This window comes from Acidimicrobiia bacterium (genome assembly GCA_041676705.1).
Lineage (GTDB): Bacteria > Actinomycetota > Acidimicrobiia > Acidimicrobiales > SKKL01 > Actinomarinicola.
Genome location: JBAYRL010000002.1, coordinates 166,857 through 193,392 on the forward strand (window position 1 = coordinate 166,857; position 26,536 = coordinate 193,392).

The following is a 26,536-nucleotide window of genomic DNA, read 5'->3' on the forward strand; positions in this document are numbered from 1 at the left end:
ATGGGCCGTAAAATTCTTTTTGTCACCACCGATCAGCAGCGCTACGACACCCTTGGATGCAACGGGGGCCAACTCGCTCGTACCCCAGTGGTGGATGCGTTGGCCAAAGCAGGCTTGCGCTATGAGCGCGCCGTGCCTCAAACCGTAGTGTGCATGCCGTCGCGCTCCACCATGTTGACCGGGCAGTATCCGCGCACTCACGGCGTTTGGATGAATGGGGTGCCACTGCCAGCTGATGCCCCCTCGGTTGCCAACGTGCTTAGCCAAAACGGATACCGAACAGCGCTGGTTGGTAAGCCCCATTTCGAACCTTTTTTGGATCCTTTTGGCCGATTCACCGAAAACCGTCTAGCTCGAGAAGGCTCGTTCGGCCCCCATCGAGGTTTTGAACACATGGAATTGGCGACACATGGTGCCGCTGGGCAGCTGCATTATGCGCGCTGGATCGCGAACGAGCACCCAGAAGCTGCCACATGGTACTACCCGGTACTAGATGGCGACTTCGAGGTGAATGCTGCCGGTGGGGGCGACACCGGTGCACCACAGGTTCACAACAACCAGATTCCGAAAGAGTGGTACCACACCGACTGGGTAGCCGACCGCACGATTAGCTGGTTGGATTCCCTAGACGAAGGTGACGATTGGTTCTGTTGGATGAGCTTCCCCGACCCGCACCATCCTTGGGATCCACCCTCCTCCGAACTGGGCCGCATCAACTGGCGCGACGTACCACTGCCGGCGGGTTACCCAGAAAACGAGGCCGAACGCCTGGCCCTGCTTGATAGCAAACCACGTCATTGGCGGATGTGGTACGAGGGCCAGCTGGTTTCGAACTACGAAGCACCTCGTCGTTGGGTTCCAGCCACCTTGAGCGCCGACCAGGTGCGAGAGGTGAACGCTAGAAACGCCATTGAAGTGGAGTTGATTGACGAGGCACTTGGTCGGGTCTTAGCCGCCATTGCCGCACGCGGTTGGAGCGAAGACGTCGACGTGGTCTTCACTACCGATCACGGCGAACTCCAAGGTGACTACGGGTTGTTGTTCAAAGGCCCCTACCATACCGATGGGCTAATGCGGTTGCCTTTGATCTGGCGGCCAGCACCAGCGGCCAAAGTGGCACCCCAGGTTGTTACGAAACCAGTCAGCCTGGTTGATTTGGCCCCCACGTTCTGTGAAATCGCGGGCCTTGATGCACCAGCTTGGATGGAGGGCCAAGCACTACCTAGTAGCGACTTTGACGCCAACCAAAGAGGTTTCGAACGGTCTTTGACAGAATGGGACAGCGAGATATTCGGCGTCTCTATGTATTTACGCACCATCACCAGAGACGGCTGGGTAGCGACCATTTATCGCCCGGGCACTGTGCATGATGGGACCGAAGGTGAGCTTTACAATCTCTATGAGGACCCACTCCAACGGGTGAATCTCTGGGACGACCAATCTAAGGCCGCCGTGCGCCGTGACTTGGTAATTGACCTAGAAGATTCGTTGCTGCCACGAACGGCACCGAAAAAATCGGTCCAAGCGCCGGTTTAGAAACCGAGGCCTGGACCGAAATACAAACGGTTACTACCAAAGCGGTAAGCGCTGCTAGCAATGGCTATTGCTCTATTGAGAAAACATGCTCTGCTATAGCACGAATCCTCGGCAGCAAAACTTATTCGTCGATGGTGATCAGGCCGTAATGTCCGTCGTAGCGGCGATAGATTACGGCACCTCGATCGGTACTCTCGTCAATAAAGAACACAAACTTGAGTTCACTACCATTCAGCGCATCGACAGCGTCATCCACGCTCTGAGTAGGTAGCGCCACGCTCGAAAGTTGAATTTGCTCGCTGCATGAATTCAAGGCGTCGCCGTTCGGCGTTGGTTGAATAATTTTGTAGCCCTGCTCGCTGGCGCGGTAAACCAGGTTGTCTTCTTGGGTGTTGACGTTGTTGAACAAGAAGAAGTCGTGGTCCATCGTTTCCATATCGAAAACTGCTTCGTCGGGGGTTGAGGGCCCGGGAGTGAAGCTCTTACGACGAACAATCTCACGATCTTCAAGGGGACGATCGAAAAAGACAGGCCGGTCTTGGGGGATGTCGCCCTTACGCCAGTGACCGTCGCCAGCCTCTAGGTTCTTACGCTGCAACGCCCGGCGACGTGACGAGTGGTCGCTAATTTGGCGCTGAATTCGCTCTTCAAATTTGTCGATGGCGTCGGGCATGGTGGCAGCGGCGACATAGGCGCGCACAACCTGGCCGTCGAGGTCGACCGAACCAATAACTTTGGCGGGCCGTTCTCGTGCTGGGTCAGCTTCCATAATCAGTCGGATACGACCTAGAAGTGCAGGGCTCGATGACACACGCACCACAGTGTTCAGTTTGTCTAGTGCCCTCTCGACATCACGTTCCTCCACCTCTCCTTCGGTGGATACGTTGATTGCAAAACTATTTTCGACAGCCATGAGGCTCCCTTGCCATGGTCGGGGGTAAAAGAGTGTTGCACAAGCTATTCTACTCGTGCGGTAGACCTGTCCTAGGTGGACCATGGTCACGATTTAGTAGGTCTTTAATCTAGACGGTTCCGCGTGGGGTCTCTAGGCAGCCCAAATTTCAATCGCCTGAATATCTCGGTGTCGATTCACAATTGTGGTGGACCAAGAATCATTTAACCGCCATGCTTGGATGAATCACAGGTTGAAGGAGTGCATCACTGTGGCACCATCGAAATCGGGTTTCGACCCTGAGAGACTGATGTCCAATAAGGGCAGTCCCATGCCAGCCATTCCAGCCGCCACCGTAATTTTACTGCGAGATGGCCCTGATGGTCTTTCCACCCTGATGCTGCGCCGCAACCCATCGGGCATATTTGGTGGTTTGTGGGTGTTTCCCGGTGGGCGGGTGGAAGATAGCGATCACCAGTTGGCCAAGACTCTGCTTGGTTCTGATGGTGAGCCACTCGATCCGCTGGAAGCAACGATGCGGATCGCGGCTGCTCGTGAAACGATCGAAGAGTGCAGTCTGTTGCTGGAGCCAGGTCAGATGGTTCCGTTTTCACGCTGGTTGCCACCACCGCAAACCCCCAAGCGTTTTGATACTTGGTTTTTCGTAGCACCTGCGGCGGCGGGAGATGTTGCTATCGACGGACAAGAAATCCACGATCACATCTGGCTGCCGCCAAAGCAGGTGATCGAACGTCGAAACGCTGGCGAGCTGGATTTAGCACCACCCACTTTTGTCACGCTTTCCGAACTAGCTCACGCTTCGAGCGTTGCCGAGGCCATTCAACTGGCTAGTTTGCGCCAGCCGCTTCCATTCTACGAATCGCGTTTCTCGGCCAGTGGCGAACCGGTCTTGATGTGGTCAGAAGATGCTGGCTATGAAACCTCTGACGCCAGCCTTAGTGGTGCTCAACATCGTTTACTAATGGGTTCAGGCCCCTGGCAATACATCCGGGAATTGGAAAGCTGACCCGGCAAACCTTGTTACGCCAAGACCGTCAAATGGACGCTGGAAAGCCAGTGGGCGACATGGATCCGCTGCTGTTAAGGTTCATCAACAAGATCAGCTAAGGTGCCGGATTTTGGATGGTACGCCAGGCTCTAGAACGCAGGTAGGTGTCGAAGCTTTGTCCGATATGGCGGTGGTCTTCTTCCGTTTTTGGATGAGTGAGCTCGTAGAGATGGGGGAATTCGCTCCAACCCCTAACCAGGTCCCAAAGGCGTAACGCTTCGGCACCAGTGGGTGCAGGCGTGATGACCGGTCCGAATAAGGCGTGGTCGCCCGGCAATACAATGATTGGCACCCCGTATCCGCCGTAGGTGACAACGGCCCGATTGTGGTCAGCATGTACCTCTTCGGTGGTGGTGGAATCATCCAAGGCTTCATCCAACAGCTCGGGGCTGTAACCCAGCTCACCTAATAACTTGCGGTGGGTGTCAGGTTCATGAGTTCGTCGGCCGTTCAGGTGAAACGCGGTGCCGACAGCCTCATACCACCGGTCGAGAGCTGCCATGCTCTCTCGACGAAGTAGCGCACCAACCCTCATTTGTGACCAACCGTAAGACCATTGGCGCTCCCACGGGTGCTTTTTACCTTCTTCGCGGTTAATTTCCTCTAAAGAAAAGAAGCTCCACTTAATATCAAGGGGGACCTGTTTTCGTACTTCACGAATCCACAATGACGTTTGAAAAGCCCACGGGCACATAGGGTCAAAGAAAAATTCGATGGTTTCGGTGGAATTCGTACTTCCCACAATCTCAGTCATGCGGCCCCCTATGATTGATATCTACAAAGACCTACGCTACTGCTCTTGCCATATTTTGAACACGCGCCCACTCGGAGGGTTACATGCCTGCACCTAATCGCTTTCAACCACCAAGCCCCTATGATTATTTGGCCGAGGTTCCTAGCTTCACCGTAACCAGCACCGATATCGCTCCGGGAAGCCCCATCGACAAACGCTTCGTGGCCGACGCCAACTTCGGATCGGATGGCGATAATGTTTCGCCCCAGTTGTCGTGGGAAGGGTTCCCGCCCGAGACCCAAAGCTTTGCTATCACCTGTTTCGATCCCGATGCGCCTACTGGCAGTGGTTTTTGGCATTGGGTGTTGTTCGATCTGCCAGCATCGGTCACGTCGTTAGACACTGGAGCCGCCTCGGGCGTGTTGCCTGGTCTACCCGATGGGGCCACACATGCCCGTAATGATACCGGACACACTCTATATACGGGGCCGTTCCCGCCCGCTGGTCACGGTCCGCATCGTTACATTTTTGCTGTTCACGCCCTGTCGGTACCATCACTCGGACTGGACGAATCGGCATCGCCAGCGGTAGTTGGTTTCACCATTGCCAGCAATATTTTGGCCCGCGGGGTGCTTAGCGCCACCTATGAAGTTCCCGTCTAATCCCATTGGAGCAACCTGGGAAACTACTGGCGTGGAGGGGTAAACTGTCGGTTGGGTTTAGAGTTTCGCTGGTTGGGCCTAGCGTACGCTTGGTCGAGCGCAACCTTGCGCTCACCTGCGGTAGCGTTCCTGCGCCATAGCATTTATGCCAACTAAGGCTTACCACCCCACCGGACCTCTACGTTTAGCAGCACTATTGGCCGCTGTGGCTGGCTTTGTTGACGCCCATATCTACCTAAACGTCGTCAACGTTTTCGTGGCGAATATGAGCGGCAACATGATTCATCTCGGAATCTTCACTGGCGAGTTTGCGTGGCGAAACGCCGAAGCTCCGGTGGTGGCAATTCTTGGTTTCGTCAGCGGAGTTATTGTGGCAACCGCCTACCACACCCGCCGTCGCAGAGCTGGCTTGGCCGTGCAACCCCATGTACTTGTGTGGGCCGAGGCGATCTTGATTGCGCTGATGACCGCCGGCCTCTGCCTGTGGCACCCGGGCTTCTCAACTAAGGTCAGCGCTGGAGACTTGGCCTTTGTGGCCTTGGGCGCCGCCGCAATGGGTATCCAAACCGCCGCGCTTCGTCGTGTCCGCTCAGTGCAAATTGCCACCACATACGGCACTGGCACCATAGTTCGAATTGGTGAGAAGGCCGTGTCTCATATGGCCGCACGTGGCAACTGGTTTGAAAACAACGGCGGTCTTCACAACGTACCGGTCATCATCCTGGTGACGGTCTTGCTCAGTTACATTGGCGGTGCAGGTTTGGCATCTTTTTTAGGGGCCGAGCACTGGCTATTGTTGGGGCCGGTGGCAGCGTTGGTTTGGGCCGGGGTGTCACTGAGACCACTGCGGCGACAAAGCCACGCCAGCCGCCCTGGTTCCTAGACCTCAACCGATTCTCGGCTGGCTAACCTTCCTCGGCACGACGAACAAGCTTGCCACCATGGCGCTCCATCGCTTCAGAAACGCCAACCGGATCGCCGTGACTGCATACCGCAATGAGTGTTTGACCGGGTTCCAGTTGAATCTGGTCGATCTCGACACTTTCGTCATAAGCCTGGGCGTTGGCCCCAATGCCCATGTAGCCGCCGAGCATGGCACCAACCACTGAAGCACCGCCGCCTATAGCCAACATGCCGCCAAGGCCGATTACTCCTCCCGGCACCAGCGCCAGCGCCGCGAAAGGTAGACCACTTAGAAATCCGACGGAAGCACCGACGGCAGCGCCCACACCTACACCTTGGATCATCTCGGCTTCGGCATCGGTTTCCGAAGGTTTCGGATCACCCTCTCGGAGGGCTAGGCCCAATAGCTCGTCGCTGATTCCCATTGTCGTTAGCTCAACCGTGGCGGCATGGGCATCGTTACGATCGTCAAACACCGCTGCCACATGGTCGTGTCCCCCATGGTCAGCGTGTTCAACGCTGGGCAATGTTTGGTCATCGAGAATCGTTACAATGTCAGCGTCGTTTTTCTCTAGGGTCGGGCGCGCTACCGGGGCATAGGTACCAAGAGCAAGACCATCAGAGGTCGACAGCGCAAACAACAGGGCCTCTTCTTCATCGGTGGAGATACGGCCGAAACGAACCACACGCGAAACCGTTAGATCATGGGGATCATACTGCGCACCCGAAGACACAACCTGAAGCTTCGCGCCTTCACTAACCAGCTCTTCGGTGTATCCGTCGTCCGACAAAGCGGCCTGCACTTCTTCTAAAGTTGTCATAGCCATATTTCAATCGTATGGGCTATTCACAACCTCACAAGCGCGTGGTCATAAGTTTTTATTGCATTTATTAGCGTAGCTAATACTGGGTAGTGCCTAACCGAGGTGTGTCTCGAAAGCATCGAAATAGCACTAGTGATAGTAACCTGGTTGAGCTTTTCAAGCCGGCCGGAGGTCATCTTGGCTTCGGGCAACCGTAGCCGTTCGCAAACGACCGATTTACCTAACCGCGGCTCTCAATCCGACGGCGCTCACCTCACCGGGTCTAGGCAGGCCAGAGTGGGTGAGGAGAGCGTTTTCAGGGACTAAACCCGTTCGATTATGGTGGCTGTTGCCATTCCGCCACCGGTACACATGGTAACCAAACCGGTTTGCAAGTCTTGGCGTTCCATTTCGTCTAGCAACGTGCCAATTAGCATTCCACCGGTTGCTCCAATGGGATGACCTAGCGCCATGGCACCGCCATTCACATTCGTCTTAGCCGGATCAACGCCAGTATCTTTAAAGAATTTCAACACCACCGATGCAAAGGCCTCGTTCACCTCGAAAAGGTCGATGTCATCAAGCGTCATACCAGCTTTTTGCACGCAACGCAGTGCGGCTGGACCAGGGCCGGTGAGCATTATCACGGGATCAACTCCAGAAACCGCAGTCATGACGACCTTGGCTCGGGGCTTCCACCCAAAGCGGTCAATTCCTTCTCGAGAAGCCAGCAACAAAGCTGCCGCACCGTCCACCACGCCGGATGAGTTTCCACCATGATGCACGTGGTTGATTGATTTGACCTGTGGGTACGCAACCATGGCCCGCTCGTCGATAGATTTCTCTTCACCCTCGGCCTTATAACCGCCCATGCCAGCGAAACTTGGCTTAAGGCCAGCCAACATTTCGGCCGTGGTACCGGGCCGCGGATGTTCGTCTTTATCTAGCGCCAGCGTGCCCTCATCGGTATATATGGGCACTAAGGCATTGTCGAAACGGCCTTCGTTCACCGCAGTTTCGCACCGTCTTTGACTTTCAACCGCCAAAGCATCACATTCCTCACGGCTGAACCCTTCAATCGTGGCAATAAGGTCAGCTGAGATGCCTTGGGGCACCATGTCGTATTGAGCACGAAGATGGGCGTTGTTGGCAGTAAACCCATCGACATGCAAAGGTGCAGCTCGCGACATCGACTCTACGCCGCCGGCCACTACAACGTCTTGAAATCCGGACCGCAAACCCATAGCCGCAAAATTGACCGCTTGCTGGCCTGAACCACAGAATCGGTTCACAGTCACGCCAGGCGCATCAAGTGACCAACCAGCATCGAGGGCAGCGTTGCGGGCGATGTCCATTGCGTGATCACCAACCCCCGAGTTGTTGCCCATTACAACATCGTCAACTTGCGCTGTGTCTAGGTTGTTACGTTCGGCCAAGGCGTTTAGGACTTGAGCCAAGATTCGTTGAGGGTGAACCAGATGCAGGGCCCCAGACTCTTTACCTTTTCCTCGTGGCGAACGCAGGGCATCAATGATGTAGGCCTCGTTATCCATTACTTTCCCCTCGTGATGCTGTCTCGAATATGTAGTGTTGAGAATAGTCGACGGTGATCAGGGACCTCACCGAAAGTCGTTTACTCGATGCCACCTCGAATTGGCGAGGTATGGAATCGACCAAGCATTGCTCAGAAGAACAAGGATTGCTCAGAAGAAGGAGCCACAAGGTGGACACACTGGTGGTAAGTAGGCAGGACGGCATTGTTACGGTCGTGCTGAATCGGCCTGAAATCAAGAACGCCATTAACCCGACCATGTTTGACGAGCTTCACTCAACGTTAAGCGAGGTCTCGAAGAACGATGACGACCGGGTATTGATCATCACCGGAGCCGGTGACGCATTTTGTTCGGGTGCCGACCTTTCGGGTGATCGCTCTGGGCGAGAGCGCCACCATCTCGAGCGGTTGCGCACCATTGGTGATGTGGCGTTGCGACTACACCGTTTGGCTAAACCGACCATCGCTAAGGTGAATGGAGTGGCCGCCGGGGCGGGGCTCAACTTGGCACTTGGTTGTGATTTGATTGTTAGTTCTGACCAGGCACGTTTTTCGGCCATTTTCGCCCGGCGTGGTCTTTCGCTCGATTTTGGCGGATCGTGGCTGTTGCCCCGTCTCATCGGGCTGCATAAAGCGAAAGAAATTGCGTTGTTCGCCGACATTCTTTCGGCCGAAGAAGCGGCCGATTTCGGAATTGTCAATCGGGTGGTACCTGCCTCCGAACTTGATGCCGTCGTGAACGAGTGGGCCACTCGTTTAGCTGCCGGACCACCACTAGCGCTGTCGATGACCAAAACCATGTTGAATAATGCTCACATGGTTTCTATGGAACAAGCCCTAGAAGATGAAGCCCGAGCTCAAGCAGTGAACCTGACTAGCGAAGACGCCATCGAAGCCTTGAAAGCTTTCCGCGACAAGCGTGACCCGACCTTCAAGGGCCGCTAAAACCCCACATCCATCAGCTTTGAGGGACCCTAGCAGCGCACATACGCCTTTGGCCTTGTGGCACGGTGAGCTATTTTGTCTTCGAGATCAGACCTAACGCCGAGCCGAACGTTGACACAGCGGTCTTTAATTGCAGAAATTCGATACCGCGGTTTTTAAGTTCGGCTAGCCTTCCTCCAACAATTCAATGACTTCCGGGGGGAAGGTATGTCAAAGGCTTCAATTAGTCGCTTTTTGGCGGTGGTTCTAGCGCTCACGCTCGTAGGCGCAGCGTGTAGTGACAACGATGAATCGGGTGGCTCATCGAATACCAGCACTACACGCAATGGTGACGAGTCCACCGTTCCCACCACCGATAATGCTGAAGTCACTCTCGGCGGCACACTTTATGTAGGGTTGGAAGCCGAAACGAACTCGTGGAAACCAGGCGAAGGCTCGTTCTCTAACCCCGGTGTCATGGTCGCCCTAGCAATTTATGACCCGATTGCATATCGAGGAGCAGACGGCGACATCCACCCTTATCTGGCCGAGTCGATCGAGCCCAACGATGACCTCACCGAGTGGACCATTAACTTACGCGAAAACGTCAAATTTCACGATGGCACCGCGCTCACGGCTGAAGTAATGAAAACCATTTTCGACGAATTCTTGTCGGCACCGGGCTCCAACCTCTCAAATGCGGCACAAGTTGATGAGGTACGAGTCGACGACACACTTACCTACACCTACGTACTTCACCAAGGCAGCGCTGCTTTCCCTGACCTTCTCGCTGGAGCCATGGGATGGCCTTTTTCACCTGAAGCTTGCCGGGCCGCAGGCGACAACTGCGGCAGCCAACCCGTCGGTACAGGTCCATTCAAATTGCAGAGTTGGGCGCGAGATGCCGACTTGGTGGTGGTAAAGAATGATGACTATTGGCGCACCGATGAGAACGGTGTTCAGCTCCCCTATCTGGATAAAGTTGTCTTTAGGGCACTACCTGACGAGGATTCTCGCTTACAGTCAGTACGCGCTGGCGACGTGCAATTGGGCCAGAGTCTACGACAAGGCCCAATTCGTCAAGCCCTAGCAGCCGAAGAAGCCGGCGAGCTTAAGGTTTACTTCACCGTAGGGAACTCCTCAGGCAGCTCGATCATTAATACCGCCGTACCACCAACCAACGACGTCAGAATTCGACGCGCTTTGGCCTTTGCTTTGGACCAAGACGCCCTCGTTGCCATTCTCGATGGCACTGGCATTTCACCACCCCAAACCCAATATTTCAGCTCAGAATCACCGTGGTATTCCGAAAAAGTTGCTGCCGCATGGCCCACCAATCAGCCCGACAAAGCTCGTGAGCTGTTGGACGAATACGTGAATGACCCGGAGCGGTCCGATGGCAAAGCAAGCGGAGCGCCCGTGGAAATCGACTTCATGTGCCCTCCCGACCCAACGCTGATTCAGGTGGCTCAGGGTTACCAGCAACTGTGGACCGACGTGGGATTTGAAGTGACATTGGAGCAGGTTGACAATCCAACCCAAATTTCACGTGCTGTAGGCAGTGCCGACACCGACCCACCATACGTAGGTAACTATATGATCACCTGTTGGCGAAATGGTGGAGAATCGGACCCTTACACCACCCTCTACACTCAATTTTCTGACCCGGCTATAACGCCCGGCAATGTAACGAACTATCACAGCGACTATGTAGATGAACAGCTGGAAATTCTTCGTTCGAATGCCGATTTCAACGTGCGTTATGAAGCAGTCGAGAACATCATGATGGACTTTGCGGAAAACGTGCCCAACACCTGGACCGGTGCCACCGCCAACGCTCTATACAGCACTAACAAGGTTCATAACGTGGCCGGATGGACGCTGCCGGGAGGTATCGAAGGCCGCGGCGCCGCCGGAGCCGTGACGTTCGTCAGTCAAATCTGGATGGATAAATAATCAGCAACCTATTGAGTTGATGGTTGCTCCTGTGACGTATGGGCCAATCGTTGGTCTACGATTCGCATATGCTGCACACCCGTTTCAGTGAACTTTTCGATCTTCAATATCCAATAATGTCGGCCCCTATGGCACTGCACAGTGGGGGTGCTCTCGCCGCTGCCGTGTCCGCTGCCGGAGGTTTAGGTACCTTTGGAGGTGCGCATCCAGGAGGTGCCGAGTGGATTCACGCTGAGATCACAAAGGTGCGCTCGCAAACCTCTAAGCCCTTTGGAATAGGCTTTATTACCCCATTTCTCGCATTATCACCGGTGAACTTTAACGCCACCGTCGAAGCTGAAACCCCAGTGGTAATGCTCTCATTTAGCGATCCGACCATGTGGATAGAACAAGTTAAGGCCCGGGGAGCGCGTGTGATTTGCCAAGCACAAACCATGCAAGACGTGGATGTTGCAGTTGAGGCCGGTACCGATGTATTGGTGGTTCAAGGCAACGAAGCTGGCGGACACACCGGCCATATGGCGCTATTGCCGTTCTTGTCGGCAGTGCTAAAACGTCACCCCGATGTGGTGACATTGGCGGCGGGTGGCATTGCCGACGGGCCTACTTTGGCGGCAGTATTAGCCTGTGGGGCTGACGGGGCGTTGTTAGGCACCGCCTTTATGGCCACGAAAGAAGCCGTGGAAGTACACGCCAAGGTGAAAGACCTTATTGTGGCCTCCGATGGTTCCGACACCATTTTTACTCGGGCGTGGGATGAGCTTGGCGGGTTGCCCTGGCCCGAAACAATTGGTGAGCGGGTTTACCACAATAAGTTCACTCAAGCTTGGCATGGCTACGAGGACGAGGTCGCAGGCAAAAGGCGTGAGCTTCAAGAGACCTTCGCCTACTCCAGCGATGATCCCGACCCTAGAACCGACCACATACCCATGGGGCCTGCCGCAGGGCTAGTTAGCTCGGTTCAGTCGGCCCATGAGCTCATGTCAGGAATCTGCGAAGACGCCGAAGAAATTCTGCGCCACAAACTCGGACGCATCCTCCTATAAACCACTGCTTTTGGGTTGCACGAACTTGTAGTGAGTTTTCTGCGGATAGCGCTTAAAACTCACTACAAGTTCACGGAAACCTCTTCAGAGCTGACCCAAGCCAAGATCAGTTCAACAATGCGGTCGAGCGAGGCACCCAAGAAATGGTCTCCGGGAACTATTACCGTCTCGGTCGAGTGCCAAGAGTGGATCGCCGTTTCCACTGCGTCTGGCGATGAGAACTGGTCATCTTCGGGCACTATCAACAGTTTTGGCCGCTGGTCTTGTCCCAAGTTCGAGGTAACTAGGGCCGTTGCCACTGGGGCTACCAGGCCCCATGCGCCGATCGACGGATCGTCCATGTTGCACGCTATGGCGGAGCCAAAGGAATAGCCCACCAGAACTTGGCGTGCGTGGGGCCACTTCAGTCGTGCAAATTCAAGAGCAGCTTGAACTTCAGCTTGGGCCACATCGGGTGTAGACGACGAAAAATCGAAACGGATGCTGCCGTAACCTGCTTGTGAGAGGCGTCGATGCAGCTCGCTGATCAGAGGATGAAACCGGTCTCCGCCCATGTCGGGGTGTGGGTGCAAAAGAACCAGGGCAAGAGGTGCGTCTTGAGCATCAACGGGTTCCGCTACATCAAATTCAATCATCGATCACCTTTATAGCGCGCTTCCGCAGGCAGTCGCCTTTGGCACTATGGTGACACGGCTTGCGACCGCCTCAATCCGGCGAGGCGCTCAAACTGCCGGTGTTGTAGCAACGCTTCGCATCAAGTCCGTGAGCAGAGATAAAACGAACAGACCCCCTGCGCATGGCCTTCCGGCATAAACCAATAGCCTTTAGGCACAAATACGCTGTGGAGATGCGCGCGGTTCTGGCCGACCCACTAGCCGCCGACGGGCCTTCGCTTTCACCAAGGAGCCTGCTCAACCTCGGCCCCAGTGACCGGGTGGTCTTACCGTCGCCGAATGGTTCAACCTGCGCTGTGTTGGAAGGCCAAACGGGCGCTGTCGTTTACGCAGCCTGTTTAAGAAACGCGACCGCCGTTGGCAAATGGGTTACTAAGCACCATGAGAGCGCAACTGTGATCGCCTGTGGCGAACGTTGGCCTGATGGTTCTTTGCGGCCCTCGCTTGAGGACCACTTAGGAGCTGCAGCCGTGCTCAGCACACTCCGTGGCACTCGTTCACCCGAAGCCGAGGGAGCCATCCATTTATGGGAAGGATTCAGATCGAACGTTCAGGAGACGATTGCTAATTGCGTATCTGGTCGTGAAGCCATTGCTCGAGGCTGGTCCAAAGACCTCGAGTTTGCTTGCCAGGTGGACACCAGTCAGGCGGTTCCATCGTTGACAGACGGGGGGTTCGTTAATGTCGCAGGTGGAACCTGGCTGAGTCCAATCACGCCGTTTCCATGCTCTAGCCGTTCCGCCACCACGTACATCGAAAGCACGAGTTGATCTTGTTATGAGTTTTGTGCGGTTAGCGCATGAAACTCATAACAAGATCAATGGGCCACTGGCGAGGCGGCCATCTAGAAGGCCATGTAGCCTCCATCGATGATGAACTCTTGCCCAGTGGTGTAATTGGTCGATTGCGAGGCTAGGTAAACCGCGATCGGGCCAAAGTCCTCAGGAAGGCCCACACGCCGTGCAGGTATTCGTGGCAGTACTTTTTGGCGGAAGGCATCAAAGTCGAATCCGCCGGTCATGGGTGTATCGATCCAGCCAGGAAGAACAGTGTTGGCTCGAATTTGGTGGCGGGCCAGTTCAACGGCAATGGAGCGCATCATAGATACAAGCCCTCCTTTGCTCGCCGAATAATGCTCACCACGGGCCTGACCAGATATAGCGGCCAGCGATGCCACCCCTACGAGACTGCCGCCTTGACCGCGCTCAACCATATGATTCGCGGCCGCTCGCAAAGTGAGAAAGGCCCCTTCAAGATTGATGCTGACTACTCGGCGCCATTCTTCAAGGTCCATAGTTAGGAAACTCTCAGCGAAACCCCCCACACCGGCGTTAGCGAAGCATGAATTAATGTGGCCGAAGCGCTCTACCGCCTGTTGACAGCTGGCTTCTACCTGTTCTTCATCGCTGACATCGCAAACCCAGGCGGCTACGTCAGTTCCGTACGTAGCTAGTTTTTCGACAGCGGCTTCGTTCTTGGCTTCATTACGTCCCCAAATGGCCACGTTGGCACCTGCCGCCGCCAAACCCTCGGCCATGCCGAGGCCGATGCCACTATTGCCGCCAGTTACGAGGGCCACATGCCCACTAAGGTCAAACGGATTTTCCATAGTCGAAGCCTAACAAGCAGGCCAATTGCGTGACGCCGTTACCGACTTGGTTTCCTAGCGAGGTTTGGTCCACCAGAACTCAAGTTGAATGTTGTCGGGATCACGAAACACTAAAGCAGCACCCACTTCGACATCTTCAACCGGTGAATGCTTGACCCCAGCTTCGGCCAGCCGTTTTTGCCAAGCGTCTAGATCGGCACGTTCCGGTACCGCAAAGCCAACATGATCAAGCCCTGAATTCCGTTCATCGAAAGTACGCACATCAGCCGTGTGGTGCTCGTTTAGGCCGATGATCAAGTTGGTGTCGGGGTGAATTAAAACCACCATGGTGCGGCCTTCGCGTTCAGATTTTGCCACCCGTTTGAGCCCGAGAACCTCGGCGTACCACTGCGCGCTGGCTTCAACGTCGGAAACAGATAAGTCGAGGTGTGAAATACCGGTGAAGCTTGCCATCCATCCCCCTTTTGGGTGTCTTATTGGTTACTTTAACGTGCCGTTGCAATAACTCGGGCCGTCGCCTGAAACCAAGTTTTACCGAAGCCCACACTTACAACTGTGGCTAAGTCGGAGAACTAGCCAGAGAGCACGCCTCGCGCCTCGGCCGGAATCGACTTTACGCCCATCACAATCCTTTTGGACCAAACGCTCACTAACCCACGAAGCCGAATTAACAGCCGAACCCCACCAAGACCAAACGTTGGGACATTTCTTTACCTTTACCGTGACCGGCCCGAAAATAGGTGGTGGGGCTGGCGCGGCTAAAGTAAAACAGTGCTTTTACACGCGGAACTAAACGCGGAACAAAGCGCGGAAGTCCCGCCCTCGTGGGACTTCCGCGGATTAGGTGTGACCTGCTCTTCTAAGCCGCAATAATCGCCATATGCGAGTGGTTCTTGGGACGTCTTCTGACCGTTTTTGGAACGCAGTGAGAGCCGAACATCAAGGCGCGCTCTCCTAAGCGGCTGGCCATTTGTCGCCTTTGCTTTCAGGGTGTCTTCTCCCCGTTAGCGCTAGCTGGTGTTTGCTTTTAAGCTCTTCAGAGCCAGATCCTCTGGTAGCAAACGGCATTCGGAGGCGCCGCAACCCAGGCATGGGAGTCTCAAGAGAAGTAGTTTCGGTGGGGCGTCCCGGCCCAAGCATCTCCACACCGAAACGAGGACTTCCTGGGTGACTACCGAAGGAATTGCTCTGAACCAAGCCAGGCAATTTCATCTGGCGGGCGAACGTTGTCTAGAGCAACGACCTGTCGCACTCCATACCGTCAACTGGCTGCCTATTGCGGCGAGCGTGAACCTGGCCCTTGCCTGCGAACTCTATATGAAGGCGATCCTCCTGGGTGGGGGCACCAAGGTTCCCCGAACCCATGACTTGAAAGCCTTAAGCGAGAAGCTTCCAGAGCCGGTTCTGGATCATCTGCGCGACGTGTACAAGCCGGTGGACGGCGAGTCAATTGATCAGGTCTTGGCCACAGTTGCCAACACATTTCAGTCCGTTCGTTATTTCTATGAAGCACGCGAGCAGTCACAAACTTTGTTCGATTCCCGTCAGGTCTCGTTGGCTGAGGCTCTCGAGATGGCTTGCGTGAAATACCTCTCTGGCGCTACTGCGTAGCGCCCTGCTGCGTTGGCCGGGAGCTTCTGAATTGGGAACAACAGCAGAAGCTTGCCTACAGCCATGATTCGGGGAAGCCGACGACGCGTCGCTATAGCAGTGCGAAGAGGGGATCGAGGGGGCAGCGGGGCTAAGTTGCAGCGGTCAGTTTCGGCGGCTCCGGGAGAAGGGAATGGGCGCTAGCCCGCCTCTGTCTCTCTGGACTTGTTCGATTCCCCGGTTTCGCATCCACACGGCAACGTCGAGCACCCGGAGAAGCGAAATGCGACCATCAAGGCCCGCTGCTGCCCTTATCTCTTTGAGTCGCTCAACGAGTTGTTGGTTTTGCAGTTCAGCATGTAGCGCTGCCCAGAAACCCTTCCCGGGAGGCATCAAGGCGTCCTTCACCACTTGGTCGTACACCGGGATAAGACGGGGGCGCTTGCGCGCTAGAAGCTTTCCAGCGGTCACCCAGCCAACGCCCGGCAGATCAACAAGGTGATGCCAGAGCTTATCCGCTTCTGAGCCGGATGCGATCACATCTTCAGCAGCCTCCCATAGATCGACATCATCCGGGATCCCCTGAAGGAAGCCGTTCAACACCGCCGCGTCTTCGTCGAGGATCCGCAGTGCAGCTCGGCCAGGAACCTCAACACCTAACAGGGTCACCGCCACTAGGTCCGCGGGATCGAAGCTATGACGGCGTCCAGGAGCGTCACCACCACCGCCAAATCGCTCAAAGAGCGCCCCGGTGAAAGGCGAGCGGGACTCCTTGCCGGAGCCGAAGTACTCACTCACCAGTTCCACAGTCGCCGAGCCGTCAAGGAAAGGCCAAACGTCACCCTCAAGTCCTGGCATAGAGATCTCCTAACTAACGGTTGACAGCCCCCCGAGACCACACACTTGGGACTGCGGTAACCACCTCTCAGGCGGCTTTGTTTCGTTCAGCTTGGCAGATTCGGTGCTGGTGCCAGGCGAGGGTGTTGGTTAGCAGTGCCCAGGAGGTGAGGTCGACGACTTGGCGGCGCCAGCCGAGGGCTGAGGCCCGGTTGTCATTGAGGGTTTCTTTGTAGTGCGCGTTGATGGATTCGCTGTCGTTTCGCAAGCCGTAGAGGGTTTGGAAGTAGTCGTCGTTTTCGTGGATTAACCGGAGCTGGTCGGGCCGGCGGTTTCCGGTGTCGCCGGGTTGGGGGTGTGGGCTGATCCACGCGGTGAACGACTCTTTCGGACAGGGCACAATGACTCCGAGGGTGAAGCGGTATCCGCCGTCGCGTCCTCGTGTGTACCGCCGGATTTGTTGGCGTCGCAACGGTTCAGAGAGCACCAGTTTGCCGCTGTCATCAAGCGTGCTGTCATGCACCGCCCCTGCATGGGCAACCAGGGTGTGGACACATTCATTTTTGAGCACGGTGTGTGCCCATTGGCCTAGCGGAACTTGTTGATACGTTCGTTTCTCTTTTTTGCGGCTAGCGGGATGGACTTTGTTGACCACGATGAGGCCGAGTTCGCTCATGATCGTTTCGTGATGCACACCCCGGAACGCCCCGTCATAAACAACGGCTTGAATCCCGTCGCCAGCCTCGGCATGTACTTGTCTGATTAGCGCGACCGCGGTGTCGGCTTCCCGACTTTTTTGATGCACTCGCCCAACCGCCAGAATCACCCGGCGGTGCACCTGAGGGCCCCGGGTGGCGATGATAACCAGGTCGTTGCCCCACACCGGCCCGTCATGTCCTACGTGTTCTTCAGCATCAGGGTCGGTTCGGCCGTTGTTGGCCGGGTCATACAGCGGCCGGACCACGGTCCCGTCGCCATAGATGGTGCGGGTCGGATCCGGGTAAGTTCGAGAACCCCCACCGCCGGGGTCAAGCAGCCCAACACTGTTAGCGGTGGCTACGGCGTGGTGGGTGAACGCTTCTGAGAACCGGTCGAGATAGGGATCGGTGGTGAGCCGGTCCCGGAAATGCCGGTAAGTGTCAGAGATAAGCGGAACCCGCACGGCATGGAGGACTTCGCCTTCAGGATGGTTTTCGGCCCCCGAGTTATACCGCTCCACAATGTCAGCCCAGGTTTGTGGGTGGGCGGTTTCAGCATCGAGACGGTTAGCGGAACCCCACAGGCGGGCCATGGCCCCAAACGCCAAATGCAACGCCACGGGGTGGCGGCGCCGTTTACGGCCCACCGGCCCGATATCGGCGGCGATGTCATGAATCAGGGGGCTAGCAAACAGTGCGTCGAGGTGGTCGTTGCGGTGCGGTGGCCGATGACGGTGGCGACGGCTCATAGCGGCGGCTGCCACTGGTAGCCAAGCGCCCGGGCTGCGGCGTCAAGACTGCCAATCCCCAACGCCCGGGCGGCTGCTTCAACCCCAGCGGTTTCCAGTACCGTCCTCGCGGCCCACAGCCGGATAGAACCCGGCCGCACCCCAGAGCCCTGCACCCCAGCGGATCGAAGCAACCCAGAGATGTAGTTAGCGGTCTGAGCTTGGGCCGAATGACCACGACTCGCCCCAACCCGCCGAGGTAGCACCGGGCCCACCGGGCCGTGGGATCAACAATTGTGGGGTCAAGGCCGGCCAGCACCCGGTACAGGTCCCGCAACGCGGTGCGCCGCAAATGCACCGTGTGCATCGAAGGCGGCCTACCACGCCGAGTAGGGGCCCAAAGAAACCCGTCACAATCCAACTCGGTCGCCACGGCCAACGAACCCACACCGGTAGCTACCAGCCGGGTAGCGAACCGCTCAGCAAGCTCACCTAGCCGACCCAGAGTTGAAGCAGCAATCGGTTCCTTAGCTCGAACCCGAAGTAGTACCTCAACCTCCGGAATGGGGCCAGTCCCGGCAACGTCGGACCACAACACAACCGGATCCGACACTGAACGAACAGAAGCTTTGGGGTTGTTCGATTTTGGTTTCATCGACGCTAAAGGTGCTCAACCACACCTCTGGCGCACACGAGACCAACCGCCAATCCCGAAGAACCAACAACGGCACTCCCCGGCAAATCGCTGATAGCGACTCGGCTAAACACCAACGGGCCTAAATAGCTGTGACAGATAAGCAGCTATTCAGCCTTTCGTGGTGTGTGTTCGACGATGTTGCCGTCGTCGTCTAACTCAACCCAGGACTGGCCCGTCGCCTCAAATACAGCTCCCAAGTCCAGCGTGGCGATACGGGCCGCTATCCGCTCCTCCCACGCCTCCCGTACCACCGCCTGCTCGGGCCCAGGCAAGGTGTCATAGCTACGCCGACCGGCCAACACATCAGCAATCGCCTCCTCCGACAAACCACCAGACGACTGCTGCTCACTGCCCTCGCTATCGCCCATCGCATCCACCTCCTAGGGCGTCATCGTATCCTCGGGCCACCACATCAGGGCCGCCATTTGACCGGGCTATCGCCGGGGTCGCCGACCCCACTTGAAGCAGCTAACGCGTCGATCGGGAAGGCCTAGTAATGGGCTGGTGACCATTTCCGGCCGAGATGTTTATTGGTCGGTCTGCGGTTGGTGTGCGGCCCGGATCGATCCGATGAACTCCTGCGAATGGGCTAACAGGACAACGAACCTGGCCCGGTCGAGTTTGCCTGTACGAAGGAGTAACGTCCAATAGGTAAAGCCACCATTGTCGGGCGTTCGCCCCAAGACTCGCCGATAGAGCATCTCTACAAACTGGTCCGGCGCAAGACCTGTATGTGAATAGGACGCTTCGTCCGACGCCAGCAGCAGGCTGGTGATATGGACCGGCGATACGCCTTGCCGGAGAGCGACTCCCAATATTTGAGTCCTTCGGCGTCCGCTGGACGGGCAAAGACAGCGTGGTAGAGACGGTGGATCACGCCCTCTGGAGTCTCGTCGACCGCATTGGAAGACATCCGAGCAAGAGCTTCCCGATATGAGCGTCGCAGTTCAGAAACAGGCTCCGACGGAGCCGGGGGCTTCGGCAACTCAATCATTGAGCCACCACCTGGGCCCGGGTCGGGTGGGTTGATGGTTCCAGGGTCGAGTTCTGGTTCGCACGGCGCCCCAAGTGCCCCGGACGTACCGGTCTCGGTTGCAGCTATTACTTCAGCCGACTGAGAGAAGCTGAGCACCACCGCCGACCTTGGCGTCCCCCTATCAAGCAGATCCTCCCAATAGGCCGCCCCGGCAGTGCCAGGAGTGCGTTGCAACGCGTGCTGGTACACGGCCGCGATGAAATCACCGTTATTGAGATCACCATGCTCAGCTAGAAATGGGCCCTCAAGAAGATCCATCACCAACGAGCCCGGAGACGCTTCGCACGCCTCCCACGCCAAAACCGCAGCCTCAACATCGCTCACCGACGGACCACCGAGCCCCAAATCAGCATGGACCCGCACCAAAAACCCCTCCATCGCAGAAGAGGTGTCGGCTGTTACCGGTGCTGCGGCACCGAGTACGAGCAGCATGGCTGCGACCGCGGTCGATATCTTCTTTAGCAAGGCGATCCTCCTGGCTGCTGATGCTCTCGGGGATCATCCCATACAAAGGTTTTCGACGCCGTGGAACCTGTGTCTGAGGCTTTACCAAAAGCGGTTCGTTGCGACAGCAACCAACAGCTGCAACAGCACCGGTAGTCGAATTACCGGCCCGGCTGGCTATAGGCAGCTATGGAGCCGTGTACGGTCCCGAGCGGCCGAAAAGGACGCAACCCCCTTAGGCCGCTGAAATCCCCTTGTCACTATGCCAATGAGCTACGCCGCCGCGGCGGACTTCACCCGTCGACGTGGTTTGTGTTCGCGGAGCCCGATTTCGCGGGCCACCGACATGAAATCGTCATGGCCAAGTATTCCTGCGGTGGCCTCGAGGTCATTTCCGGAGTCATAGAACGCTCGACCAAACGTATTTCGGATCGAAAGCGGCCGCACCGTCGCGTCTCCACTCAACCCAGCGTCGGTTAGAACCGTGCGGGCCCCCATCAAAACCGCTGACTGCCGCGATGCTGGGCGTGGCGAATTGCCGCCATAGAGGATCAACTCATCGTCCCGATAATGCGTAGCCAGCTCAGTAAACGCTGGTTGTGCCCAAAAAGCGATCTCGGTTGTCCTAGGAGCGGCTTGTGGGTAACCGGAGCGGTTATGTCGACTTGTTCCGCCCAAGCGGAGCCCAACAGCGGTACCGGTTCCGTCAATCATCACCGACGACGCCCGCAGCTCGGCTAGCTCCCCGCTCGCGACGCCACTGTCCAATGCACCGACAATCGCCGCCCGGGTCGGGTTCGCTAGCGCACAGTAACGCACCAAACCGCGTTCAATATCGGTCAGGACTCGACGACGCATATTCACCGGCGGTTCGGTGATCTTGAACCACGGCAACGGGTCAACCCGAAGCCCGCCCAGGCGTTCCAGTGTCCGCAACACCGCCCGCCGGTCACACTCATCCGTCCAGGTCACAGCTCCACGCAAAAAGCCTGCCACCCCCGAGGCACTCCCGGCCGAAGCGATCCGATCCTCAAGTTCGTCCACCAGCTCCATGCACCGTTCAACCGCCGAAGGGCTATAAGTACCGACCGCTAACAGGCGCTGGTCCACCAAATCCGGAAGCCCGTCGTCTTCCCACTGTTCCCACCGAAAATCGACACCGCTGAAGTTGTAGAAGTTAGCCATGCGAACCACGGTCCGGACGATGCCCGACGGCGCAAACAACCCTACAGGTGGGACAAGGAAGACGTCAGGGACATCCCGTTCATCTTCTTTGAGCAGGTGACAGATCGCGTCGGATGCTCGTCAGTTGCTGGTCCTCATCAGGCTGTCAGGGCATCGACGCAGATGTAGAAGCGTTCATTTGATGGCGGGGATCCGGATGGTCCGCTCGGAAAGCTCCACGGGGTTGGACTGAGTCTCCTCTTCGAGCAACGCCTGATCCATCAGCTCGACTGTGGCGGTCTCTGTTAGGAGTTCGATTTCAGCCTCGAAGGCACCACGGGCAGGTGCACCGACGTCGCAGGTGAAAAACGACTCTTTGAGTATTTGCCCCCACTCGTCAGCTTGACGCACGACGACCGTACCTTCGTACGCAACAGCTGTGCCGGAAACGAGCATCGTAGCTCCCTTCCTACCAACTCGATGTACTTCAAGGGTCGGCAGATTGTCCGGGGCTCTACGCTCGGTAAAAATCAGGGCTTTCGATCTACGGGGATACTCAAGCCACTGGTATGCAAGTACCACGTCGTCTGCAAACTCCTTGGAAGGGTTGTGGCCCAGAGCAAACACTCGGATCCACTGCTCATCGCTCTTTGGAGCGCCCCAGCTAGTGAGAATGAGCGGTGCTCGTTGGCCAGCAAACCGACGCTCAATTGCATTTTCAAGGGCACCAAGCTCAGGTCGCGGTGCCGATAAACTGAGCTGAAGTGGGCCGTATGTCCCAGCGCCGAATAGCCGGCCCGCAACCTGCTCGGCACGCCGGACCCACTTAGGACGCTGCAGGTTCTCCACAAGGAGAAACGCGTGGACAAGACGCGGTTCCCCGTTGACTCGTTGAGCCGTGTCGCGGGCGAAGTCCCATACCTCATCTGGAATGGCCTGTCGGGACTTCTCAAGAGCGCCTTGCAGGTCACCACCCTCAAACCGTGTTACATGCACGAGAAAGGCCCCGATAACACCCGCAAGAAGTCCTGTCCAGATGTTAGAGCTGAGCTCTTCTGCCGGCGGCACCAGAGCCGCGTACCAAGATTCGGTGAGGCTGCCTGCAATCGCCACAGCAACCGTAACAAAGCTCACCAGAAGGTGAAAGGTAAGCACCAGCGGCCGCTTACTTGCTTGCCCGCGCCTCATCAGACTGAACGTCGCTCGACCCGAAGTGGATGCCATGTGTAATGCGCCTAGAAAAAGCGACGGGACCACAATCGGTTCGCCCAATCGGGCAAGAGTTACCGCCAAAAACACGCTCATCGCATAAACGGGCCCAAATCGAAACGCCAAGTATGCGATAGGTGACGAGCTGATCCGTCGGTCCAGATCTCGCTCGATCACGTAATAGCTGGCTGGCCACTCCGACTCGACCAAACGGTAAAATACATGCAAGAAGCCCCACGCGAGTCCGAGACCCAGAACGACGGCCCAGCTCACAAACCAAGTCCCCTCTGCTCCGAATAACCCCACCGCTGCTGGATGTATTTTTCGCGTTCGACGGTGTTAAGGGCTTTGGTGCCGTTGATGATCCGGACGTAGAACTCGGTGCGGGTTTCTTTCGGTCCGCCGGGTTTTTGGATGATGACTTTGGCGTCGACGGGGAATCCGGCGGGGTCGACTTGTACCCGGCACACCTCTCCGCCGTTTACCCGGTGGATTTGGGGGCGTACGAGGGTGGCAGCGGCGTCACCCATCGATGCTGAGATGATGTTGGCGAGGTGCTGCAAGAACCAGTCCCGTGGATCTTGGTCGCGCTTCGAGCGGCTGGTGTAATCAGAGTCAAGGCCATGAACAGTGCCGTCATCAGCCACCCCAATGAGCAGGGTTCCGCCTTCTCGGGAGTTCATAAACGCCGCAATGGTTTTGAGGGTGGCGGTCTCAAGCGGCTTGAACACCTCACCACCCTCAGCGTGGGTACGCAGTGTCGCTTTATATTCAAGGTGCGTGGATTCACGGTCCGGGCCAAGCAGATCAACGATGTCGCAGTGCTCCTGATGCCTAACCTTGGAGCGGCCTTGAACAAACGGGAGATAGGCGGCGATCACATCGGCTTGCATGTCAGGGTTGTCGACATAGGCAAGCGCCATGTCCTCAGCCACCCCGAGCTGGTCAAGGACCCCAGCCATAGCTTCTTTTTCTAAAACCAGCTTGAAGTTCTCCGGCGGGTTAACCGCGGCAGCTTGCTGGATATCAGCCCGCTTGGTGAGCTTATCGAACACCGCGTCATAAAACACTCGGTCTTCGGCCGAGAAGTCGGTGCCGTACCGTTCGTTCAACCGAGCAATAATCTGCGAGAGCGGTTCGTCCTCGGGGTCATGTAGCCGACCGCCACCGAAGATGGTGGTGACCTCACCAGTGGTCTCAGCCAGAGTGACCGAACCCTCAAAGGTCTGGTCGACCTTTAGATGGGTAAGCTCCACATCGGGATGAACCGCCTCGGTGCCACCCTGTTTGATGAGCGCCGCGAGGGCTTTGCAAAACAGGTAATCCCGTTCGAGTTTCGGGTCGGTGAACGCCACCACTTGTGACAAAAACGTGTAGGTGCGGATGAACCGGTTGAGGTCTTCTCGGAACCGTTCCTGTTCCTCGTCGTCAAGGTCGTGGTGGAACCGGTCAACCGCCGGCGTCAACGCCGCGTTCACTTGTCTATGCGCATCTTTCCCGGTTGTTAGCAACAACGTGACCATGCGTTCAATCTCATCGGGCCACAGCACCCCGTAGAGGTCAAGCGCATGCCGGGTGTCATACAGCAGGTTCGGGTCGGTCGGCGGTGCCACCGTGGCCCCGTAATACGGCTCGAAAGCGTCGTGAATATCTTCGGCCTCGTTACGGAAATCCAACACAAACGTGCCGTCTTTGCGGATCCCGTCACGGTCAAAGGTTCGGTTCAGCCTCGACAAGGTCTGCACCGCCGCCAACCCGGTCAGAGGCTTGTCGACATACATGGCGTACAGCTTCGGCTGATCAAACCCAGTTTGGTACTTCTCAGCCACCACCAAAATATGCCAAGCATCAGTGTCGAACTCGACGGTCGTTTGGGACTCGGGGAACGTGTTCATTGATGATTCCGTCTCGTCCTTGCCGTCGATATCGAGGGTGCCGGAGAACGCGACCAAGACCCCAACATCGGTGTAGCCCTTGTCGTTGATATAGCGCTCCAGCGCCAGTTTGTAGCGGGCCGCGTGTTCCCGAGAAGACGTGACCACCATGGCTTTGGCCATCCCACCGATCTTGTGGCGAACCTTCGCTCGGTAATGCTCAACGATCACCTCCGCTTTCTGAGCCAGGTTGTGTTCATGCAGCGACACAAACCGGGCGATCGCCGCCCGCGCTTGGCTCGGGTCGTACTCGGGATCATCAGGGGTGGTTTGTTCGATGTTCCAGTACGTCTTGTAGGTGACGTAGTTGGCGAGCACATCGAGAATGAAACCTTCCTCGATCGCTTGGCGCATCGAATACAGGTGAAACGGCACATGCCGATCCGTCGCCGGGTCATAACGACCGAACAACTCAAGCGTTCGAGCTTTCGGTGTCGCAGTGAACGCAAAAAACGACAGGTTCGCCTGCCGCCCCCGAGCCGCTACCGCCGCGGCTAACGCGTCCTCAACCGGATCCGCCAACTCACCATCGCCGGGTTCGGGGGCTTTGGTGCCGAGCACCGCTTTCAGCGCGGTAGCAGAATCACCGGTTTGTGACGAGTGGGCTTCATCCACAATCACCGCATACGTGCGCTCCGGTAGCTCGCCGATCTTGTCGGTAACAAACGGGAACTTCTGCAACGTTGTAATAACAATCCGGGCCTGTTCCCCCGCCAACGCGTCCGCCAACTGCTGGGAGTTCTCATCGATGCGCACCACCACCCCGTGCGCATGCTCAAACTGATAAATAGTTTCCTGTAACTGGCGGTCAAGCACCCGCCGGTCGGTGATCACCACCACCTTGTCAAACACCCTGGCATCCGCCTCGTCATGCAGCGACGACAACCGGTGCGCCAACCACGCAATAGTGTTCGACTTCCCCGAACCCGCCGAATGCTGCACCAAACAATCCCGCCCCGCCCCCTGCTCGCGGGCCTCCGCGGTCAACGCCAGCACCGCGTCCCACTGGTGAAACCGCGGAAAGATCACCACCGGCTCCGCCACAGTCCCCTTCTTCGCTGGCTTCACGTGCACGAACCGGTTCAATAAATCGAGCCAGGCGTCGCGCTGCCATACCCGCTCCCACAAATACGCCGTGCGATGCCCTGACGGGTTCGGTGGGTTCCCAGCGCCTAGGTCATGGCCCCGGTTGAACGGCAAAAACCGGGTGGCCTTACCCGCCAGACGGGTCGTCATCGCCACCCGTTCGGTGTCCACCGCGAAATGCACCACCGCCCGCCGCAACAACGAATTGTTCGGGTCCCGAGCGGTCCGGTACTGCTCAATCGCCTGATCCGCACCCTGGCCCGTTAACGGATTCTTCAACTCCGCCGTCGCCACCGGGACACCGTTCACAAACAAACACAAATCCAGGGTCTTCGTAGACCCCGCTTCGTACGGCAACTGCCGGGTCACCGTCAGACGGTTCTTGTGATAACGCTCCACCAACTCCGGAGTCAACCCCGACGCCGGCCGAAAAAACGCCAACCGAATCGTCACCCCCAAATCCACCACCCCATGCCGCAGCACATCCACCGTGCCCCGACTTTCCAACTCCTTAACTAACCGATCAGCAAACCCCCGCTGCGCCCGATCCGCATCCCCATACAACGTCCGGAGCTGATCCCACGCCTCGCCCTGAGTAGCGCCAATGAACGCGAAAAGCTCCGCCGTATCCAAACCCCGCACCACATCAAAATCCGTCGGTACCCCCTGCGCCGTGCCGACCTTTACCGCGTCATAGCCACCGCGCTCAACAAGCCAGTCGCAAATGAACGCCTCAAACGCCGCCTCGTCCACG

Annotated in this window: 24 protein-coding genes; 9 read left to right on the forward strand and 15 right to left on the reverse strand. The window is 57.0% G+C overall.

The window, feature by feature from the left end:
- On the forward strand, positions 1 to 1,536 hold the full coding sequence (locus tag WC184_04265) for a sulfatase-like hydrolase/transferase (GenBank protein MFA7477092.1): 1,536 nt from the start codon (positions 1 to 3) through the stop codon (positions 1,534 to 1,536).
- A gap of 121 nt (positions 1,537 to 1,657) precedes the next feature.
- Here the strand turns inward: WC184_04265 and WC184_04270 are convergent, their stop codons facing one another.
- Positions 1,658 to 2,449, reverse strand: coding sequence for a sigma 54 modulation/S30EA ribosomal C-terminal domain-containing protein (locus tag WC184_04270; protein ID MFA7477093.1), 792 nt, complete (start codon positions 2,447 to 2,449; stop codon positions 1,658 to 1,660).
- Positions 2,450 to 2,699: 250 nt separating this feature from the next.
- Here WC184_04270 and WC184_04275 point away from each other — a divergent pair, with 250 nt between their 5' ends.
- Positions 2,700 to 3,455, forward strand: coding sequence for an NUDIX hydrolase (locus tag WC184_04275; GenBank protein ID MFA7477094.1), 756 nt, complete (start codon positions 2,700 to 2,702; stop codon positions 3,453 to 3,455).
- 97 nt (positions 3,456 to 3,552) lie between these two features.
- Here the strand turns inward: WC184_04275 and WC184_04280 are convergent, their stop codons facing one another.
- The gene (locus tag WC184_04280) at positions 3,553 to 4,251 is read right to left on the reverse strand and encodes a DsbA family protein (protein ID MFA7477095.1); all 699 of its coding nucleotides are present in this window, start codon (positions 4,249 to 4,251) and stop codon (positions 3,553 to 3,555) included.
- 83 nt (positions 4,252 to 4,334) lie between these two features.
- Between WC184_04280 and WC184_04285 the strand changes: the two genes are divergently transcribed.
- Together WC184_04285 and WC184_04290 are read left to right on the forward strand one after the other, a co-directional pair.
- Positions 4,335 to 4,892 (forward strand): YbhB/YbcL family Raf kinase inhibitor-like protein, encoded by a 558-nt coding sequence (locus WC184_04285; protein ID MFA7477096.1) that lies wholly within the window; start codon positions 4,335 to 4,337, stop codon positions 4,890 to 4,892.
- A 145-nt stretch (positions 4,893 to 5,037) separates the two neighbouring features.
- The gene (locus WC184_04290; GenBank protein ID MFA7477097.1) at positions 5,038 to 5,775 is read left to right on the forward strand and encodes a YoaK family protein; all 738 of its coding nucleotides are present in this window, start codon (positions 5,038 to 5,040) and stop codon (positions 5,773 to 5,775) included.
- A gap of 22 nt (positions 5,776 to 5,797) precedes the next feature.
- On the opposite strand, the gene WC184_04295 is transcribed toward WC184_04290, so the two are convergent.
- Positions 5,798 to 6,622, reverse strand: coding sequence for a hypothetical protein (locus tag WC184_04295; protein ID MFA7477098.1), 825 nt, complete (start codon positions 6,620 to 6,622; stop codon positions 5,798 to 5,800).
- A gap of 299 nt (positions 6,623 to 6,921) precedes the next feature.
- The gene (locus WC184_04300) at positions 6,922 to 8,151 is read right to left on the reverse strand and encodes an acetyl-CoA C-acetyltransferase (protein ID MFA7477099.1); all 1,230 of its coding nucleotides are present in this window, start codon (positions 8,149 to 8,151) and stop codon (positions 6,922 to 6,924) included.
- 170 nt (positions 8,152 to 8,321) lie between these two features.
- Here WC184_04300 and WC184_04305 point away from each other — a divergent pair, with 170 nt between their 5' ends.
- From WC184_04305 to WC184_04315, 3 genes are all read left to right on the forward strand, one after another.
- Positions 8,322 to 9,095: an enoyl-CoA hydratase-related protein gene (locus WC184_04305; protein MFA7477100.1), complete on the forward strand. Its 774-nt coding sequence runs from the start codon at positions 8,322 to 8,324 to the stop codon at positions 9,093 to 9,095.
- A gap of 207 nt (positions 9,096 to 9,302) precedes the next feature.
- On the forward strand, positions 9,303 to 11,030 hold the full coding sequence (locus tag WC184_04310; protein ID MFA7477101.1) for an ABC transporter substrate-binding protein: 1,728 nt from the start codon (positions 9,303 to 9,305) through the stop codon (positions 11,028 to 11,030).
- A gap of 68 nt (positions 11,031 to 11,098) precedes the next feature.
- Positions 11,099 to 12,076 carry a nitronate monooxygenase gene (locus tag WC184_04315; GenBank protein ID MFA7477102.1) on the forward strand — a complete coding sequence of 326 codons (978 nt, stop codon included), beginning with the start codon at positions 11,099 to 11,101 and terminating at the stop codon, positions 12,074 to 12,076.
- 62 nt (positions 12,077 to 12,138) lie between these two features.
- Here WC184_04315 and WC184_04320 read toward each other — a convergent pair whose 3' ends face one another.
- On the reverse strand, positions 12,139 to 12,711 hold the full coding sequence (locus WC184_04320; GenBank protein ID MFA7477103.1) for a hypothetical protein: 573 nt from the start codon (positions 12,709 to 12,711) through the stop codon (positions 12,139 to 12,141).
- A gap of 212 nt (positions 12,712 to 12,923) precedes the next feature.
- Between WC184_04320 and WC184_04325 the strand changes: the two genes are divergently transcribed.
- A complete protein-coding gene (locus tag WC184_04325) occupies positions 12,924 to 13,520 on the forward strand; it encodes a 2-phosphosulfolactate phosphatase (GenBank protein MFA7477104.1) in 597 nt (198 codons plus the stop codon).
- A gap of 74 nt (positions 13,521 to 13,594) precedes the next feature.
- Here WC184_04325 and WC184_04330 read toward each other — a convergent pair whose 3' ends face one another.
- Together WC184_04330 and WC184_04335 are read right to left on the reverse strand one after the other, a co-directional pair.
- A complete protein-coding gene (locus WC184_04330; protein ID MFA7477105.1) occupies positions 13,595 to 14,359 on the reverse strand; it encodes an SDR family NAD(P)-dependent oxidoreductase in 765 nt (254 codons plus the stop codon).
- A gap of 54 nt (positions 14,360 to 14,413) precedes the next feature.
- Entirely contained in the window at positions 14,414 to 14,812 is a 399-nt protein-coding gene (locus tag WC184_04335; protein ID MFA7477106.1) for a VOC family protein, read from the reverse strand.
- 714 nt (positions 14,813 to 15,526) lie between these two features.
- On the opposite strand from WC184_04335, the gene WC184_04340 reads away from it, so the two are divergent.
- Positions 15,527 to 15,970, forward strand: a complete 444-nt coding sequence (locus tag WC184_04340) for a hypothetical protein (GenBank protein ID MFA7477107.1) — start codon at positions 15,527 to 15,529, stop codon at positions 15,968 to 15,970.
- Positions 15,971 to 16,114: 144 nt separating this feature from the next.
- Here WC184_04340 and WC184_04345 read toward each other — a convergent pair whose 3' ends face one another.
- The 8 genes from WC184_04345 to WC184_04380 all read right to left on the reverse strand — a co-directional run bounded on the left by WC184_04345 (position 16,115) and on the right by WC184_04380 (position 26,535).
- Complete coding sequence (locus tag WC184_04345) at positions 16,115 to 16,807, reverse strand: DUF6308 family protein (GenBank protein MFA7477108.1); 693 nt, start codon at positions 16,805 to 16,807, stop codon at positions 16,115 to 16,117.
- 67 nt (positions 16,808 to 16,874) lie between these two features.
- On the reverse strand, positions 16,875 to 18,233 hold the full coding sequence (locus WC184_04350; protein MFA7477109.1) for a hypothetical protein: 1,359 nt from the start codon (positions 18,231 to 18,233) through the stop codon (positions 16,875 to 16,877).
- A complete protein-coding gene (locus WC184_04355; protein ID MFA7477110.1) occupies positions 18,230 to 18,478 on the reverse strand; it encodes a hypothetical protein in 249 nt (82 codons plus the stop codon). Before WC184_04355 ends, WC184_04350 begins: the two co-directional genes overlap by 4 nt.
- 535 nt (positions 18,479 to 19,013) lie before the next feature.
- Positions 19,014 to 19,277 (reverse strand): hypothetical protein, encoded by a 264-nt coding sequence (locus WC184_04360; GenBank protein MFA7477111.1) that lies wholly within the window; start codon positions 19,275 to 19,277, stop codon positions 19,014 to 19,016.
- Positions 19,278 to 19,612: 335 nt separating this feature from the next.
- The gene (locus tag WC184_04365) at positions 19,613 to 20,410 is read right to left on the reverse strand and encodes a DUF4214 domain-containing protein (GenBank protein MFA7477112.1); all 798 of its coding nucleotides are present in this window, start codon (positions 20,408 to 20,410) and stop codon (positions 19,613 to 19,615) included.
- A 252-nt stretch (positions 20,411 to 20,662) separates the two neighbouring features.
- Positions 20,663 to 21,574, reverse strand: a complete 912-nt coding sequence (locus WC184_04370) for a hypothetical protein (protein MFA7477113.1) — start codon at positions 21,572 to 21,574, stop codon at positions 20,663 to 20,665.
- 174 nt (positions 21,575 to 21,748) lie between these two features.
- Positions 21,749 to 23,035 (reverse strand): Gmad2 immunoglobulin-like domain-containing protein, encoded by a 1,287-nt coding sequence (locus tag WC184_04375; protein ID MFA7477114.1) that lies wholly within the window; start codon positions 23,033 to 23,035, stop codon positions 21,749 to 21,751.
- The gene (locus tag WC184_04380; GenBank protein ID MFA7477115.1) at positions 23,032 to 26,535 is read right to left on the reverse strand and encodes a type I restriction endonuclease; all 3,504 of its coding nucleotides are present in this window, start codon (positions 26,533 to 26,535) and stop codon (positions 23,032 to 23,034) included. The genes WC184_04375 and WC184_04380 overlap by 4 nt, the downstream gene beginning before the upstream one ends.
- Position 26,536: the final 1 nt, after the last annotated feature.

Coding starts and splice junctions, on each gene's coding strand:
- WC184_04265 (MFA7477092.1), top strand. CDS start 1: ATGGGCCGTAAAATTCTTTTTGTCACCACCGATCAGCAGCGCTACGAC.
- WC184_04270 (MFA7477093.1), bottom strand. CDS start 2,449: ATGGCTGTCGAAAATAGTTTTGCAATCAACGTATCCACCGAAGGAGAG.
- WC184_04280 (MFA7477095.1), bottom strand. CDS start 4,251: ATGACTGAGATTGTGGGAAGTACGAATTCCACCGAAACCATCGAATTT.
- WC184_04285 (MFA7477096.1), top strand. CDS start 4,335: ATGCCTGCACCTAATCGCTTTCAACCACCAAGCCCCTATGATTATTTG.
- WC184_04290 (MFA7477097.1), top strand. CDS start 5,038: ATGCCAACTAAGGCTTACCACCCCACCGGACCTCTACGTTTAGCAGCA.
- WC184_04295 (MFA7477098.1), bottom strand. CDS start 6,622: ATGGCTATGACAACTTTAGAAGAAGTGCAGGCCGCTTTGTCGGACGAC.
- WC184_04300 (MFA7477099.1), bottom strand. CDS start 8,151: ATGGATAACGAGGCCTACATCATTGATGCCCTGCGTTCGCCACGAGGA.
- WC184_04310 (MFA7477101.1), top strand. CDS start 9,303: ATGTCAAAGGCTTCAATTAGTCGCTTTTTGGCGGTGGTTCTAGCGCTC.
- WC184_04315 (MFA7477102.1), top strand. CDS start 11,099: ATGCTGCACACCCGTTTCAGTGAACTTTTCGATCTTCAATATCCAATA.
- WC184_04320 (MFA7477103.1), bottom strand. CDS start 12,711: ATGATTGAATTTGATGTAGCGGAACCCGTTGATGCTCAAGACGCACCT.
- WC184_04325 (MFA7477104.1), top strand. CDS start 12,924: ATGCGCGCGGTTCTGGCCGACCCACTAGCCGCCGACGGGCCTTCGCTT.
- WC184_04330 (MFA7477105.1), bottom strand. CDS start 14,359: ATGGAAAATCCGTTTGACCTTAGTGGGCATGTGGCCCTCGTAACTGGC.
- WC184_04335 (MFA7477106.1), bottom strand. CDS start 14,812: ATGGCAAGCTTCACCGGTATTTCACACCTCGACTTATCTGTTTCCGAC.
- WC184_04345 (MFA7477108.1), bottom strand. CDS start 16,807: ATGCCAGGACTTGAGGGTGACGTTTGGCCTTTCCTTGACGGCTCGGCG.
- WC184_04350 (MFA7477109.1), bottom strand. CDS start 18,233: ATGAGCCGTCGCCACCGTCATCGGCCACCGCACCGCAACGACCACCTC.
- WC184_04360 (MFA7477111.1), bottom strand. CDS start 19,277: ATGGGCGATAGCGAGGGCAGTGAGCAGCAGTCGTCTGGTGGTTTGTCG.
- WC184_04370 (MFA7477113.1), bottom strand. CDS start 21,574: ATGGCTAACTTCTACAACTTCAGCGGTGTCGATTTTCGGTGGGAACAG.